Here is a 15,327-nt window from a genome sequence, read left to right as displayed (position 1 = left end):
GGAGGCGAAAGGCGAAGCCCTCCGGCCGGCCGGAGGTGAAGGGTGATGCCCGGCCGGCCGGGCAGTCAGGGGCGAAGGGCGACGGACAAGGAGATCGAAGCGGTGTACGCGACCTCGCCCAGTGCCGTGACCCTGGCCAAGGCCCACCACTCGCTCTTCGGCCGGGCCGTCGGAGCCGCTCGGACGGTGAACTCCACTGTGGCCGACTCGCCCGGCTGCAGGGCGTAGCCCTGGATCCATGGCTGGATCGACAGCTCGTCACCGGTGTCCCCCCAGGTGCCGAACGGGGACAACAGCTGGGCCTCGCCTCGCAGCGGGCCCGCGCCCGGGTTGTGCAGGGCGAGGCGCACGGTGGCGGTCTCACCCGGGGTCACCGTCAGCGCCGCCGGGGTCAGGTCGGCCTGGATCTCGGCCGGGGACAGGGTCACCGCGTCCTCCAGGAGCTGGCCCTGCGGGTCGACGATCCTCGCCACCAGATGGCGACCGCCCTCCGCCGCACCGGACAGCGTCAGGTCGAACTGCTGGTGGGCACCGGCCGCCAGGTCGTAACGGAACGGGCCGGACGGGGAGACGGTCAAGCCCGGCGGGACGTCCAGGGTCACCTCGCCGGATGCGGGCCCGGTGCTGGTGCTGACCGTCAGACGCGCGGCAGGGCCGGACGCGTCGATGTGCACGGTCACCGGCAGGCCGCCCAGCGGGGCGGGCCCCTTGTTGTGCATCCAGTACCTGGTGAAGATCGGCTGGACCGGCTCCACCGGCGAGGCCACCGCGACAGCCGATGCCGGCTGAGCGGCGACGGTGACGATGTCGGCCGGGTCGAGGTGAACGACGACATCACCGTCATGGGCGATCGGCTCGCGGAGGTCGGGAAGCGGTCCGCCACCGGGACACATCGCCAGCGGCTCGAGAGGCAGCGGCTTGCCGAGGACCGTGGTTCGGGCCGGGGAGCCGAGGCCGCCGTGGAGACGGATGCGGGCCTGGGCCGGGGTGCCGGTGGATTCGTACACGCGGGTGGTGATCCTGTGGTTTTCCGGCTTCAAGGCCGCCAACACCACCGTTGGCGGGGACACCTCGCCGAGGGACGCCGTGGGCGGCAGGTCACCGGAGGTCGCCGGGACGACGGTGGCGATCAGGGGGTGGTTGGCCTCCTGGCCCGCGCGGACGAAACCGGCCTTGCGCCAGTCGCCCTCCCCGGCGACCAGGCTGTAGCGGAAGGTGTGGGTCCAGTGCTGCAACTGGAAACCGGAACCGTCCGGGACCGTACGGCGCGGGCCGTCGATCCAGACTCCGCTGGGCCAGCCGGTGCAGGAGCGCATCAGGTTCACGTAGAGCGAACCGTCGTGGCTGATCACGAAGCCGGGCGTGCCCTGGTTCACCACCGCTACCGAAAAATCGGAAAAGTCGGAAATGCCGGGCGAGGAAGCGGTGGTTCGGGCGGCGGGGTGCGGGTGGCTGACTTCGATCACTGCGTCGGACAGGTCGGTGATCAGAGAAGCGGGGTCGGTGACTATCAGGACCGGGAGGTCGCGGGGGCCCCGGAGGTCGGTCCCGGAGACCGGGATCGCCGGGATGAAGACGTGGCCGTGGGTGGCCAGCAGCTCCGTGTACGCCGGGTCCGACTCGGCCAGGACCGCTGCCGTGAAAGAGTTCTCGCCGATGGCGATCCGGATGTCCGGCATGTTGGAGTCGGCGTCCAGGGAGCCGTAACGGTGGCTGTCCGGGACGGTCGCCGTCGAGGTCACGCCCTTCTGGACCAGGGCCACCACCACGTCACGGAGATCGCCGGAACCGATCACCTCGGCTACCCCGATGGCCTTCTGGGTGCCGTCGGCGAAACGGAGACGGGCGGTGGACGACAGGCCGGCCCAGGTGTGCGCCGGGTTGTCCAGCGTCCACAGGTTCTCGGCGGTGTCCAGTTCGGGATAGCCGAAGGACCGCCCGATCGCGGCGAACCCCACCTCGGAGACCGGCAGCGCCCCGGGCACGTCGAGGTCGAACCGGACCCGCAGCAGGCGGTCCTGCCCGATCGACCCGTCGACGTGGGTGCGGAACTCGATCCGGTCCGACCCGTGGTACAGCGTCACCTCACGGGTGATCCGCAGCTCGTCGAGGACCGACGAGGCCACCAGGCGGCTGCCGACGGCACTGTGCAGCACCCGGACCTCGGCGGTGGCCGGCGACACCCCGGGGCCCTTGGGCAGCAGGTGCCACGGGCCCTCGCCCCAGTACGGGTGGTCCGGATACTCCTCCTGCACCACGATCTGATCGCCGAACCCGCCGGATCGCAGCAGTTCACGACCGCTGCGCAGGTCCAGGATGCTGGTCAGGGCACCGTGCTCCATCCGTACCGAGAACCGGTCGTTGGCGATGACGGGCTCGCCGGCGGCCGGAAGCCAGCCGGTGACCGCCGCAGCGGTGTCCGACCCGACGTGCCAGACCTGGTAGCCGAGAGACGGAACAGACTGGGCAAGAGCGGTCAGGCTCACCGATGCGAGGGTGCCATCGGCGTGGGTGGTGAAGGCGTCGGCGACGGCGGGGACACCGAGCGAGACCGCGGACGGTCCGGGCGCCGGGAAGTCGAGGTCGAGCCGCACCACTCCCCCGCGTTCCCAGGACAGCGAGTTGGCGACCAGCACCGCCGGCCCGTCACCCCGGGTGTCAGCGGCGGCGGCGAGCCCGGCGACGGCGGACCGCCGGGACGCGGCACCCAGCTCGAACGCCTCCCGCCAGCCCGCGAGAAGGTCCAGATAGACCTGATCGGATTCGGTCCCGGTGACCGCGTCGTGGTGCGCCCCGTAGGCGAGCAGCTTCCACGCCTTGTCCAGAGCGACGGCGGGGTATTCGGTACCGAGCAACCCGGCCAGGGTCCCCAGGCGCTCGGCGTCGAGAACGATCGTCTCGATGGCCCGCTGCGCCTGCTTGGTGTCGATGTAGGAGACGTCCTTGCCGGTGTACACCGGGTTCATGTCCCGGGTCTGTGGCGAGAAACCGGTGGAGCCGGCCCGCACCGCATCGAAGAAGTCCCGCGGGATCCCCATCCGGAACCGCGGCCACACATACCGCTTGGCCCACTCCCGGTGGATCTCGGTGCACCACTTCGACGGGATGTTGTGGTCGTGCCCGACGGGCAGCATCACGTTCCGGGTGGCGGCGACTTTCCGCAGCTCACGGTACTGATGGTAGGCCTCTGCCATGGCCTCTTCGAGGGTCTCTTTGCGCTCCACGTCCCACCCGGCCACGTAGTGGTTGGCCATGTAGGAGGTGAGCAGTCCCCGACCGCTCGGCGAGATCCACTCGAACTCGCTGGGGAACTGCATCCGCTCCATGTCGCCGGTGTGCCGGCGCGGCCCGATGTGGTGGAACGGACCGCGCGCCCACGAGTTGGAGGTCAGCCCGGCGTCCGCCATCAGGCCGGGGAACGCCGGGTCGTGTCCGAAAACGTCCAGCATCCAGGCGGTCTGCGGGTCGCCGCCGAGGACGTCACGCTGGTACTCCACGCCGAGTGCGGTGTTGCGGATCGTCGACTCGGGGTGGGTGAGGTTGGTGTTCGGCTCGTTGTACATGCCGCCGACCAGCTCGACCCGGCCCTCGCTCAGCATCCGGCGCAGGTCGGCGCGGTCCTCCGGGTAGACGTCCCAGTACGGCTTCAGGTAGTCGATCTCGGCGAGGACGAAGCGGTAGTCCTCGTCCAGGCGGGCCGCGTCGAGGTGCGCGCGGACCAGATCGAACGCGGTCCGGACGAACGCCGGCCGGAGCTTGTCGGCCTTCGGCACGTCGGGCAGCTGCTGCCACACCTCGGTGAACCCGCGCTGGGTGTTCCACCACACCGGGTCATAGTGGAAGTGCGACACCATCCACATCGTCCAGCCGGTGTCGGCCGCCCGGATCTGGCCGTCCAGCTGGGCAGACCCGGCGACGGCGGTCACCCGGTGCGGGGAGCCGGCCGTCGCGGGCGCCGAGATGTGCACGCCGACCTCGACGGTTCTGGTCTCACCGGCGGCAAGGGCGGAGATCGACACCGGTTCGGGCGTACGTACGGTGGGGCCCTCTATCCGTACCCGCAAGGAGTCGGTCGCCTCGTCGGCGGCGACGGTGACCCGGACGACCTGCCGGGGTGCCGCCTCCGTCCCGATGAAGAGATCGGTGCCCTCGATCGCGGTGATCCGCATGGGTGTCAGTTGCCTTCCCGAGCCGGTACTGAAGGTGTCCAGATGAACGGTGTCGCACGAGCCCAGTCCGCGCCCAGCTCGCTGTACAGACTGCCCCCGGCCGCGGCCCGCCGGGTCAGATCGATCAGATCGGTGAGGTCCTCCTGCGCGACCGGCAGCGGGTCGGGCCCGAGCCGCACCGCCTCCACGACCTGGGTGAACGCCAGACACCCGGCCAGCGGCACCAGCAGATCGGCGGCGCCGTCGCGGTGGTCCAGGAGGTTCTCCATCAGGTCGGTACGCGGGTGCCGGGTCGCGCCGTCGGCACTGATCAGCAGGTCCTCGGTGTAGTGCAGCTCCACGCTGTCGAGGCTGCCGTGCACGGTGACGACCGGTTCGCTCTCCGGCTGCGCGCACAGGGTGGCGGCGACCGTGACCGGGGTGCCGCGGGCGGTCAGGATCCGCACGCTCGCGGTGTCGTGCGACTCCGCGGCCCGGGTCCGGTAAGCGTCCAGCTCGACCCGGCGGACCGGGTCCGCGCCGCCGGAGCCGTCCAGGACCAGGGCCAGGGCGATGGCGTGCGCGAACGGGTTGGTCAGCGCGCCGTCGTTGACCTCGCGGCCGGCCAGGTGCCGGCGGCCGGCCCAGGCGGCCCGGTTCCAGTACTCGTCGCCGCGCCACCAGAGCCCGGTCGCGCCGATGCCGCGGATCTCGCCGAGGTCCCCGGCGGCGATGCGCCGCCGGAGTTCGGTGACCGCGCCCGAGCCGTTGGCCTGGAAACCGACCTGGACCACCCGGCCGGTCTCCCGCTGGACGGCCACCAGGTGCTCGAACTCGGCCAGGGTCGGCGCGACCGGCTTCTCCAGGAAGACGTCCGCGCCGGCCCGCATCGCGGCCGCGGCGAGTTCGGTGTGGGTGTGCACGGGGGTGCAGACCACCACGACGTCCGGGGTGGTCTCGGTGAGGAGAACGCCCAGGTCGGGGGCCCAGCGGGCGTCCCCGGCCAGGGTCAGCTCCCCGTCCTGGAGGGCGACCGGGTCGGCCACCCCGACGAACCGGATCCGGCCGGCCTCGTGCAGCCGCGCGAGGTTGTGCAGATGACCGCTGCCGTGGCCGTGCGCTCCGGCCAGCACCACCCGTGGCACGCTCATGCCTTGCTGACCTTCACCTTCACGGAGTCACGGGTGTAGATCGCCTCGGCCTTGAAGCCGGGGGCGGTGACCCGGGCGAACTTCCCGGTCACGCGGTCAGCCGACAGCGCGGGGAACACGCCGGGTTTGCCGACTTCCACGACAAGGGTGCTGCCGGCCCCGATGGTGACGTTCTTCGCCTTCTGGGGACGTGCGAGCCGTAGCCCGCCGCGGATCTCGAGGTCTCCGCGGCCGAGTGAGCCGGCCAGGGTGCCGCCGAGGATCCGGATCCCGCCGCGGAAGGTGTTCGCGCCGGTCAGGGTGAGGGTTCCGGTGCCACGTTTGGTCAGGCCGCCGGGGCCGGAGATGTCGTTGCGCCAGACGTCGTCGACGTCGATCGTCACGTCCACGTCGGACTCGAACGCGCCGTAGCCGTCGGCCGCCTTGTACAGGTCCAGGCGTCCCCACTGCTCCGGGCCGTCGAGCAGGGCGTATCCGGCGGGCAGGGCGGTCGAGCGCAGCACGGCGCGGCGCTGGGCGGCGGTCAGGTACGGCTGGCGGGTCTCCAGCAGCACCTCGGCGCCCTTCGGCACGGTCAGCGGCTTGTCCCGGCCGGTGCGCGGGAGGATGTAGGTGAGCCGCGGGAGGATCGATCTGCGGTTGGCGGCCCGGTCGGCGTACCCATCAGTCGTGGTCGGGGAATTGGCCGCGAGGAACGCCTGCGCCTGGGCCCGGGCCGCCGCCTTGAGTTCGACGTTCACCGGGTCGTTCAAGATCGCGGCAGCGAGCGCGGTGGCCAGGATCCGGCCGCTGACCACGTCCAGCGGCGAGTGCATGCCCGCGGTGATCCGGGTGTCGGCCAGGTCGAACGCCGTGGTCAGCAGCTCCTGGTACCGCTCCGGGAAGGCGTAGGCGAAGGAGAGCGCGGCCAGGAACAGCGCGTTGGTGTGGCCGCTGGGGAAACCGCCGTCGTCGGCCGGGGTGAGACCGCGCTGGCGCAGCAGCTGCGGCACCACCACGACCTTGGACCGGTAGACCGGGAAGCCGAACTCGTCGACGGCGCCGGTGTCGACGACCGTGCTGTCAGTGGTCATCCGCCACGGGCGCGGGTACTGGACGGCGAACTTGCCCGGGTTCGACGACGACCAGTTGCCGCGGACCGTGTTGACCAGCGTGACGATCTGGCCCAGCTCGGACGTCGGGGAACCCGCGCCGTTGGTGGCGCCGGCCGGTGCGCCCGCCGGGACGAAGTCGCTGACCGTGGTGGCCGGGGTGGTGGCCGGCGCCTCGGTGATGCCGGTGACCGCGAGCGCGGCGGTCCGGTAGGCGGCGGCCCACGGCCCGAGCCCGGCGATCACGGCGTAACTCTGGTGCTGGCGGTCGACGACGAAGGCACGGGCGCCCTCGGCGGCGGTCCGGGAGGCGGTGCGGGTCTCGCAGAACCGCACGTTGGCGCGGAGCGTGGCCCGGTCCAGGACGGTGCCGGTGTTCCAGGCGGAGCCGGTCCGCCAGTACTTCTGCACGCCGGACAGGATGCGTACGGCCGCGTTGGTGTCGACCGTGAGGTTGGCCGTCAGGTTGGACCGGTAGTCGTCGACAAAATCGGGGATCGCCGCGGCGACGGCGGGCCGGCTCAGCCAGGGAGCGGCGAAACCGGCCGCCGTGACGGCGAGCAGGGAGCGGCGGGAGAGGACGGGGGCAGTCATGAAGTTATCCCTCAGTCTTTGAGGCCGGCGTTCATGTCCGCGCTCATCACGTACTTCTGGAAGATCAGATAGATCGCGACGAGAGGGATCATGGACATCACCGAAGCGCCGAGCAGGACGGACCAGTTGATGTTCTGCGCGCCGATGATGCTGGCGACGCCGATCTGCAGGGTGAACTCGTTCGGGTCGTTGAGGATGATCAACGGCCAGAGGTAGTCGTTCCAGCGCCACTGGAACGAGAAGATCGCCAGGGTCATGATGATCGGCTTGGCCAGCGGGAGCATGATCCGGATGAAGGTGGAGACCTCACCGGAGCCGTCGATGCGGGCCGCCTCGAGCAGGTCGTTCGGCACCGTCACGAAGAACTGGCGGAACATGAACGTGCCGGTGGCGGTGATGACCGCGGGGACGATCACACCGGCCAGGTTGTTGTAGAGACCGAGGTCGCGGACCACCACGAAGAGCGGGGCGAGGATCGTCTCACCGGGCAGCATGGTGGTGGCGATGATGCAGACCGCGAAGATCTTCAGCCACCAGCTCTGGTACTTGGCCAGGGCGTAACCGGCGGCGGCACTGGCCACCACGGTGAGCAGGGTGGCGCCGACCGCCACGATCAGCGTGTTGACGAAGTAACCGGCGAAGTCGAACTTGGTCCACGCCTCGGCGTACCCGTCCAGGGTGAACCGGCTCGGGAAGAACGTCAGCGGGTAGGAGAACAGCTCGCCGGCCGGCTTGAACGAGCTCATCACGAACCAGAGCGTCGGGAAGCCGTAGACCACGACCAGCAGCCACAACACCGAGCTGGAGCTGATCTTGCGGGCCAGGTCGCCGGTCCGGCTGCCGGGTTTCTTGTTCAGCGCCTGCCGCGGCGTACGCAACGCGGGCGGCTTCTTGGTCTCGGCGGCCATCTCAGCTCTCCTTCCGGCGGTTGGCCAGCATCTGGATCAGGGCGATGATCATCAGGATCAGCAGCAGTACGAACGACGCCGCGCTGGCGTAACCGATCTGCGCCTTCCGGAAACCGGTCTGGTAGATGTACTGCACGATCAGGTTGTTCGCGGTGCCCGGCCCACCGGCGTTGACCGCGACGATCAGGCTGTACTCCTTCATCGCGTGCAGCGTGCTGAGCAGCACCACGATGAACGTGGTCGGCGCGATGGCCGGCAGGGTGATCGAGCGGAACTTCTGCCAGGCGCCGGCGCCGTCCAGATCGGCCGCCTCGTAGTACGAGACCGGCACGTTCTTCAGCGCGGCGACGAAGAGCAGCATGTTGAACGCGGTGCTGCCCCAGACCGCGGCGATGATCACCACCATCAGCGAGAGGTCGGCGTTGGACTGCCACGGCACCGCGTCGAAACCCAGCTCGGTGATGATGAAGTTGACCAGGCCGAAGTTCTCACCGAACAGCCAGCGCCAGATGACACCGGCGATGATCGGGGAGATCAGCCAGGGCAGGAAGAAGATGACCCGAGCAAAACCCTTGCCCTTGGTGTACGGGCTGACCAGCAGGTATGCCGTGCCGAGCGCGGCGACGACGCTGAGCGGGACGACGGTGGCGGTGTAGATCACGCTGCGCCACAGGGCCGCCCAGAACGCCGGGTCGTCCATCAGGCGGGCGTAGTTGTCGCCGCCGACGAACGGGGCGTCGCCGATGCCGGTGTAGCTGGTGAACGAGTAGCCCAGGCCGATCACCGCGGGCCAGACGAAGAACAGGCAGAACAGGGTCAGGTTGACGATGATGAAGAGCAGGGGTGCCCCGACGTAGCTGTTCAGCTTCCGCCGCTTCCGGGGCTGGGCCACCGCGGTGTCGACCATGGTGCACTCTCTTTCCTGCGGATGCGGCCCACCCCGCGGGGTGGGCCGCACGCCATGGTCGGTCAGTTGAGCTGCACGTTCCAGCCGTCGACGATGTTCTTCACGGTGGCGTTGACGTCCTGCTCACCGTTGATGAACTTGGCCATCTCGACCTTGGTGGGGTCCTCGGCGGCGGGCTTGCCGGCCAGCAGGAGCGTGGTCTGCGCGGCCTGACCGGACGGCGAGATCGGGTCGGCGAGCTCGATCTCCTTGTTGTAGAGCGCGAAGGCGTCCAGGGCGGCCTGCTTCTCGAACGGGTACTTCAGGTCCAGGCCCTGCTCGATCGGGAGGTAGCCGTTGGTCTGCGCCAGCTTGGTGTAGTTGGCCGGCTGGAAGAGGAAGTCGACCCACTTCTTGGCGGCCTCGGCCTTGTCACCGTTGAACGCGGTCACCAGACCACCGAGGTTGATGTCGGTGGCGTGCACCGGCTGGGCCGGGGTCGGCGCGGCGGCCCACTCGAACTCGGTGATGCCGTCGGCGAAGTCGGCGACCTGCCAGACACCGGAGTAGTACGCGACGACCTGGCCGCTCTTGAACAGGGCGGACGGGTCGGCGCCGGAGGTCCAGACCGACTTCGGCATGACCTTGTCGTCGTTGATCGCCTTGAAGCCCTCGAGCGCCGTCACGGTGGCGGCGTCCGGCTGGGCGAACTTGTTGTCCGGGCCGAGCTGGAAGCCCTTGCCGCCGTGGGTGTAGACCCAGGACCGGATGCGGGCCGGCGAGTTGTCGTAGACCAGCTCGTACTTGGCGCTGGTGGCGGCCTTCACCTTGGCGGTGGCGGCGAGGAACTCGTCCCAGGTCCAGGTGTTGGCCGGGTCGGTGGGGTACTCGACCTTGGCCTTGTCGAACAGGCTCTTGTTGATGTAGAGCCCGGCGGCGGTGATGTCCGAGGGGATCGCGAGGACCTTGCCGTCCTGGACGGTGATCAGGTCCTTGTTGATCTTGTTCGCCTCGTTGTTGGCGATCGACGAGAGGTCCTGCACCTGGTTCACCCAGAGCGGGTCCAGGGCCGGGACGCTGCCGCTGTCCGGCAGCTCGTTCGCCTGCGCGGCCTGCTTCAGCTTGTCCTTGTACCCGTCGTTCGGGATGTTGACGATCTCGACCTTGATGCCCTCCTTGGCCTCGAACTCGGCGGCCAGATCGGTGTAGCCCTTGTCCTGGGCGTTGGTCGAGTACCAGAAGGTGATGCTCTTGACGTCACCGTCTCCACCGTCGGAGCCGGATCCGCAGGCGCTGAGCGCGAGGGTGGCGACGACGCCCACGGCGAGCGTGCTCAGGCGTCCCTTCCGGGCAAAGGCCGAAATCCCCATGACTATCTCCTCGATGAAATGCCTTGTCGTGAGGCAGGACGCTAGAGGAAAGCGCTTACCTCGTCAACGACAAGTTCATTCACAGGTAAAGACTTTATCGACTTGTGCCTAATTCCTCGGTGGCACTTCGCCGGTAATGTTTCCTAATTGTCGGCGGCAGCGATCCGCAGTCGCAGCCGTGCAGGGGCTTTTCCGGTCACGTAGAGGCGAACACCACCGACCGCGTCGGTGCCCCCGAGAAACTCGTACTCCTCCCCCGGCTGATAGCCCGGGCCGGCCTCGGCCGGCGTCTCCGGGGACTCGAGCACGGTGACGCTCAGTGCGTCGTCCTCCACCCGGTAGGTGGCCGTACCCGACTCCAGGTGCCATCGGTCGTCACCCAGCGCAGCCGCGCCGGACAGGGTTCCGCCCGGGCGGAACGCGAGCTCCAGAGACCAGTCCACCACCACGCCGGCCACCTCGACGTCCAGATCGGCGCCCGTCTCGGTCAGGGTCACCCGAACATCGGTACGCAGGGTGACCTGGTCACGGCCCCGCCGGTCGAAGGCCATCGCGGCGCTGAACCGGCCGTCGTCGGTGACCCGGTAGTCGCCCCGGCCGTCCCGATCGGCACCGTTCAGGGGCTGGTAGTAGGCCGCCGACACGGCCTCGCCGAGCACCGCCGTGTCGCCGTCCAGGGTCAGCCCGTCGGACCGGAACGGGCCCAGGCCGAAGAAGGTGCGCGACAGCCGGACGCTGTCCAGGACCACGGCGCCGCAGTACAGCCGCAGGAACGTCGGCGAATTCGCCAGACCGGAACGGATCCGCTGGTGGCGGGCATGATCGGAACCTCCGAACACCACCGCTGCCCGGGTCCGGCCGTGGTCGGTGAGCGTGCCCGCGGCGGCGAAGTGCCGTCTGCGCGGCACCGGCGGAGCCTGTGCCGGCGGGAGCGGGGCGCCGACGTCCGGGGTGATCAGCAGTGCGGCGGCGGCGTACCCGGGCGCCTCGATGCCCTGCTCCAGGGCGATGCCGGCGGCCCAGGCCAGGTCGCCACGCCGGCGCTGCACCGCGAGTTGCCGCAACGGCAGCAGGTAGGAGCACAGCGGCTTCGGCCATCGCTGGTCCTGGCGCCGGGACAGCACCGTCTCCACGGTGCCGTCCGGCAGCAGCAGGTCGAGGGTGGCGGTCAGGTTCTGCTCGACCGCGTCCACCAGATCCGGCCGGTCGAAGACCTCCGCGATGGTCAGCAGCGACGGGTTGGAGACGTGCGCGGCGTAGTTGGCACTGCGCTCGGACCACAGGCCGTCCTCGATGTCGACCCGTTCGGCCAGCCACTGCCCCACCCGGTCGGCCAGTTCCGGCCGCGGCTCCAGGCGGTGCAGCCGGGCCAGCGCCGCGGACAGCTCCCACCGATGGTTCGGGGTGTGTACACCGCCCTTGACCAGGGCCGGAGTCATGCTTTCCAGCAGCTCGGCGAGCTGCTGACCGACGCCGCCCGCATCGCGCAGCAGGTACGCGGCGTCGGCCAGGTCGTTGACGCTGAACGCGGAGTCCGGCGGGGAGTCGACGTTGTCGCCGCCGCGGAACAGGCCGCTGGGGTTCTGCAGGCCCCGCAGCAGCCCGATCAGCTCGCTCATCGGCTCTTCGTGGGACGTGCCGGTCAACCTCCGGGCCGCGGCCAGCGTCTTGACCCGCTCGGCGAGCCGGCGGTGCTGCATCGTCCGCCACAGGCCGGCGTCCTCGCCGAGAATCCCGCCGACCTCCCGGTCCAGAGCGGTGCGGACACGGGTGTGGAAGGCAGGATCCGTTTCGGTCAAGTCGTCCTCTTTCCTAATGACGTGAATAAAGGGGGAACCGTTTATCACGGCTCCCCCGAAAGGCCATCAGCGATAGAGCGCGGGAACCGGTGGAAGGTCCACCGAATGACGCTCTCCGCTTTCCAGCGCGGCGACACAGGCCTGTGCGACGAAAGTGGCCGCGAAACCGTCCCAGGCGGTCGCTCCGCCCCCGGTCCCGTCGATCCAGTCCTGCAATTCCAGACGGTACGCCTCGGCGAATCGGGGCCGCCAGTCACCGGGCAGTTCCCGGGCGTGCAGACCGCCCCGGCGCACCGAGGTCGGCGGCGGGGCGTCGAGGGTGACGGTGCCCGCCTCGGCGACCAGTTCACAGCGCACCTCGTAGCCGTACCGGGCGTTGACGAAGATCTCGACGTCGGACAGTACCCCGGAAGCCGTCCTGAGGATCAGGAACTGCGGATCCTGGGTGCCGCCGCCCTGCGCGGTGGCCCGCGGCCGGTGCACGGTCACCTCGACGATCTCCTCGTCGAAGAGCCAGCGGGTGACGTCCAGCTCGTGCACCGCCGAGTTGGTGATCACCGCGGCGTCGGGCAGGCCGGGCACCGCGGCCGGGTTGCGGTGCACGTTGTGCAGCATCAGCGGCGCGCCCACCGCGCCGTCCTTGAGCAGCGTCTTGAGGTCGGTGTAGCCCGGGTCGTACCGGCGCATGAATCCGACCGTGACCAGCCGGCTGCCGTGCGCGGTCTCGGCCTCCAGGATCCGGGCGCAGCCCTCGACCGTCGGCGCGAGCGGCTTCTCGCACAGCACCGGCTTGCCGGCCTCGATGCACGCCAGCACGAACGCCTCGTGGGTGGCGTCCGAGGAGGCGATCAGCACCGCGTCGATGCCGCCGTCGGAGATCAGCTCGTACGGGTCGGCGAAGACCCGCGCGCCGCCGCTGCTCGCCGCGGCCCCGGCGGCCCGCTCGGTGTCCAGGTCGAAGACGCCGGCGACGACCGCGCCGGAGACGGCTTCGGTGAGCAGGCGGGCGTGGTCGGTGCCCATGATGCCGGTGCCGATGATCCCGATCCGCTTCACCGCGCGGCCTCCGGTCTGCGGACCGGTCTGGTCCGATGCGAGCATGGTGGTCATCGGGAAACCTCCGTGAGGAACTTGATGCTGGTACGGACGTCGCCGATCGGGCCCTCCCCGGAGGCCGGCGCCCCGGCCAGGGCGCAGTCCTGCTCGAGGACGTACCAGCCGGTGTAACCGGCGGCCTCCAGAGCGGCGACGATGCCGGCGACGTCCACGTCACCGGAGCCGAGCGGCGTGTACATCCCGTTGCGGACCCCGTCGATGTACGCGATGGAACCGTCCTGCACGGTGGCGGCGACCGCGAGGTTCACGTCCTTGAGATGCACGTGGGTGATCCGGCCGGCGGCCAGTTCGAGCAGCTCGGCCGGCTGCATGCCGCCGATCAGCAGGTGGCCGGTGTCCAGGCAGAGCGGCACGTCGCTGCCGTCGAGCAGCCGCAGCACCGCCTCCCGGGTCTCCACCGCGGTGCCGACGTGCGGGTGCAGGCTGGCCCGCAGGCCACGCTCGGCGGCCATCCTCTGCAGCGTCTCCAGGACGGCGAACAGACTGTGCCACTCGGCGTCGGTCAGCACCACCTTGTGGTCGTAACTGCCGTCGGCGGACCGCGCGGCCAGCACCACCACCTCGGCGCCCGCGGCGGCCAGGGTGTCCATCGCGGCGGCGGCCTCGGCCAGGTCCTCGGCGGTGCAGACGTGCATCGGCACCGGCAGGAAACCGCCGATCAGGGTCAGGCCGTTGCGGTCCAGGGTGGCCCGGACGTCCGCCGGGGTCTGCCCCAGGTATCCGGTCGGGCCCAGCTCGGTGGCCCGCAGCCCGAGCCCGCTCATCTCCGCCAGCACCCGGTCGGCGGGCAGCTCGTGCCCCCAGCCGGGCGCCTCGCAGACGCCCCAGGAGATCGGGGCGCCGCCGACGCGATCCGCGAAGCCGGTCATTTACTGTCTCCTTCACCGCCGATGGGCGCGTTACAGCAGCGTGTCGCGAAGGTTTCCGCGGCCCGTGTGGCCAGCTTCGGACGCGATGTCGATCACGTCAAGAGTTTGTCTTGACATTGTTCTGAACGCACTGACAAACTTCCGCCACCGCCGATGAACCTTCGTCTATGTGAGCAGGTGAACCGCCGATGCCGATGCCGATGCCGCCCCTGGAAATCGACCGCAACAGCCCCGTGCCGATCTACTTCCAGATCGGCCGCCGCCTGGAGGAGGCCATCGACCGGGGCGAGCTGGTCCCCGGCGAGCGGATCCCCACCGAGATCGAGCTCGCCGACAGCCTGGAGATCTCCCGCCCGACCGTCCGCCGGGCCATCGAGGAGCTGGTCGACAAGGGGCTGCTCACCCGCAAACGCGGCGTCGGCACCCGGGTCACCGACGTCCAGGTCCGCCGCCGGGTCGCCCTGACCAGCCTCTTCGACGACCTGGCCGCCGCCGGTCGGCAGCCACAGACCCGGGTGCTGAACTTCGAGCGCGACTGCGTCGACAGGCACGCCGCCCGGATGCTCGGCCTGAACGCCGGCGAGGAGCTGGTGCACTGCGAACGGCTGCGGCTCGCCGACGGGATGCCCCTCGCGGTGCTGCGCAACTGGCTGCCGCCCCGGTTCGCCGACCTCAACGGCGACCACCTGGCCACCCGCAGCCTCTACCGGATGATGGGCGAGTGGAACGGCCGGCCGTCGGTCGCCAAACAGCGGATCACCGCCAAGGCGGCCACCCCGGCCCAGGCCCGGCTGCTGGACATCGGGCCGCACACCCCGCTGATCAGCATGCAGCGTACGTCGTTCGACAGCACCGGAGCAGCCGTCGAGTACTCGGACAACCTGTACCGGGCCGACCACTACGCCATCGAGGTGACCGTCTTCAACAGGTGAGGATCCCTCGTGGGAGCATGCAGGCATGACCCTCCTTGGTGTCGATGAGGTCACCGATGTGCTCGAGGTGCGCGAGGCCCTCGAACGGACCGCCGCGGCCCGGGTGACCGCCCTGCGCATCGACCCCGGGGCGATCGCCGCCGCGCTGCGCGAGCCGCTCGACCGGCAGGCCGCCGCGATGGCCGCCGGGGACTTGGCCACGTTCATGACGGCCGGGGCGGACTTCCACCTGGACGTGGTCGCCCTCTCCGGCAATCCCGTCGCCGAGCGGCTGTTCGCACCGCTGCGCGACCACCAGCTGCGGCTGGCCCGGCTCGTGCTGACCGTCGCCGACCTGGAGCCGGCCGAATCGTTCGCCGAGCACCTGGAACTCGGCGACCGGCTGCGCGAGCACGACTTCGCCGGGTACTCCCGGGTCCTCGACCGTCACCTGGCACGTCATCAGGGGCTGCTCTAAGGCTTC

11 protein-coding genes are annotated in these 15,327 nt (G+C 70.0%); 2 read left to right on the top strand and 9 right to left on the bottom strand.

The features are described 5' to 3' along the window. Positions 1–65: 65 nt before the first annotated feature. The 9 genes from Aco03nite_RS04990 to Aco03nite_RS04950 form a co-directional block, all read right to left on the bottom strand. Complete coding sequence (locus tag Aco03nite_RS04990; protein ID WP_203793430.1) at positions 66–4,169, bottom strand: glycoside hydrolase family 38 N-terminal domain-containing protein; 4,104 nt, start codon at positions 4,167–4,169, stop codon at positions 66–68. Positions 4,170–4,174: 5 nt separating this feature from the next. Continuing rightward, complete coding sequence (locus Aco03nite_RS04985) at positions 4,175–5,299, bottom strand: Gfo/Idh/MocA family protein (RefSeq protein WP_203793428.1); 1,125 nt, start codon at positions 5,297–5,299, stop codon at positions 4,175–4,177. After that, a complete protein-coding gene (locus tag Aco03nite_RS04980) occupies positions 5,296–6,984 on the bottom strand; it encodes a phosphatase PAP2 family protein (protein WP_203793426.1) in 1,689 nt (562 codons plus the stop codon). The genes Aco03nite_RS04985 and Aco03nite_RS04980 overlap by 4 nt, the downstream gene beginning before the upstream one ends. An 11-nt stretch (positions 6,985–6,995) precedes the next feature. Then, complete coding sequence (locus tag Aco03nite_RS04975) at positions 6,996–7,892, bottom strand: carbohydrate ABC transporter permease (RefSeq protein ID WP_203793419.1); 897 nt, start codon at positions 7,890–7,892, stop codon at positions 6,996–6,998. Between the two features lies 1 nt (position 7,893). Continuing rightward, on the bottom strand, positions 7,894–8,799 hold the full coding sequence (locus Aco03nite_RS04970) for a carbohydrate ABC transporter permease (protein ID WP_203793417.1): 906 nt from the start codon (positions 8,797–8,799) through the stop codon (positions 7,894–7,896). Positions 8,800–8,861: 62 nt separating this feature from the next. After that, positions 8,862–10,148 (bottom strand): ABC transporter substrate-binding protein, encoded by a 1,287-nt coding sequence (locus Aco03nite_RS04965; RefSeq protein ID WP_203793415.1) that lies wholly within the window; start codon positions 10,146–10,148, stop codon positions 8,862–8,864. A gap of 143 nt (positions 10,149–10,291) precedes the next feature. Further along, complete coding sequence (locus Aco03nite_RS04960) at positions 10,292–11,947, bottom strand: hypothetical protein (RefSeq protein ID WP_203793414.1); 1,656 nt, start codon at positions 11,945–11,947, stop codon at positions 10,292–10,294. 66 nt (positions 11,948–12,013) lie between these two features. Then, positions 12,014–13,057, bottom strand: coding sequence for a Gfo/Idh/MocA family protein (locus tag Aco03nite_RS04955; protein WP_239144915.1), 1,044 nt, complete (start codon positions 13,055–13,057; stop codon positions 12,014–12,016). Then, a complete protein-coding gene (locus Aco03nite_RS04950; protein ID WP_203793413.1) occupies positions 13,054–13,932 on the bottom strand; it encodes a TIM barrel protein in 879 nt (292 codons plus the stop codon). Before Aco03nite_RS04950 ends, Aco03nite_RS04955 begins: the two co-directional genes overlap by 4 nt. Positions 13,933–14,120: 188 nt before the next feature. Here Aco03nite_RS04950 and Aco03nite_RS04945 point away from each other — a divergent pair, with 188 nt between their 5' ends. Together Aco03nite_RS04945 and Aco03nite_RS04940 are read left to right on the top strand one after the other, a co-directional pair. Beyond that, on the top strand, positions 14,121–14,864 hold the full coding sequence (locus Aco03nite_RS04945; RefSeq protein WP_203793411.1) for a GntR family transcriptional regulator: 744 nt from the start codon (positions 14,121–14,123) through the stop codon (positions 14,862–14,864). A 25-nt stretch (positions 14,865–14,889) separates the two neighbouring features. Further along, on the top strand, positions 14,890–15,321 hold the full coding sequence (locus Aco03nite_RS04940) for an FCD domain-containing protein (protein ID WP_203793409.1): 432 nt from the start codon (positions 14,890–14,892) through the stop codon (positions 15,319–15,321). Positions 15,322–15,327 lie beyond the last annotated feature (6 nt).

This window comes from Actinoplanes couchii (genome assembly GCF_016862075.1).
GTDB lineage: Bacteria > Actinomycetota > Actinomycetes > Mycobacteriales > Micromonosporaceae > Actinoplanes > Actinoplanes couchii.
This window is presented reverse-complemented; position numbering and strand designations above follow the sequence as displayed.

Coding starts and splice junctions, on each gene's coding strand:
- Aco03nite_RS04990 (WP_203793430.1), bottom strand. CDS start 4,169: ATGCGGATCACCGCGATCGAGGGCACCGATCTCTTCATCGGGACGGAG.
- Aco03nite_RS04985 (WP_203793428.1), bottom strand. CDS start 5,299: ATGAGCGTGCCACGGGTGGTGCTGGCCGGAGCGCACGGCCACGGCAGC.
- Aco03nite_RS04980 (WP_203793426.1), bottom strand. CDS start 6,984: ATGACTGCCCCCGTCCTCTCCCGCCGCTCCCTGCTCGCCGTCACGGCG.
- Aco03nite_RS04975 (WP_203793419.1), bottom strand. CDS start 7,892: ATGGCCGCCGAGACCAAGAAGCCGCCCGCGTTGCGTACGCCGCGGCAG.
- Aco03nite_RS04970 (WP_203793417.1), bottom strand. CDS start 8,799: ATGGTCGACACCGCGGTGGCCCAGCCCCGGAAGCGGCGGAAGCTGAAC.
- Aco03nite_RS04965 (WP_203793415.1), bottom strand. CDS start 10,148: ATGGGGATTTCGGCCTTTGCCCGGAAGGGACGCCTGAGCACGCTCGCC.
- Aco03nite_RS04955 (WP_239144915.1), bottom strand. CDS start 13,057: ATGACCACCATGCTCGCATCGGACCAGACCGGTCCGCAGACCGGAGGC.
- Aco03nite_RS04950 (WP_203793413.1), bottom strand. CDS start 13,932: ATGACCGGCTTCGCGGATCGCGTCGGCGGCGCCCCGATCTCCTGGGGC.
- Aco03nite_RS04945 (WP_203793411.1), top strand. CDS start 14,121: ATGCCGATGCCGATGCCGCCCCTGGAAATCGACCGCAACAGCCCCGTG.
- Aco03nite_RS04940 (WP_203793409.1), top strand. CDS start 14,890: ATGACCCTCCTTGGTGTCGATGAGGTCACCGATGTGCTCGAGGTGCGC.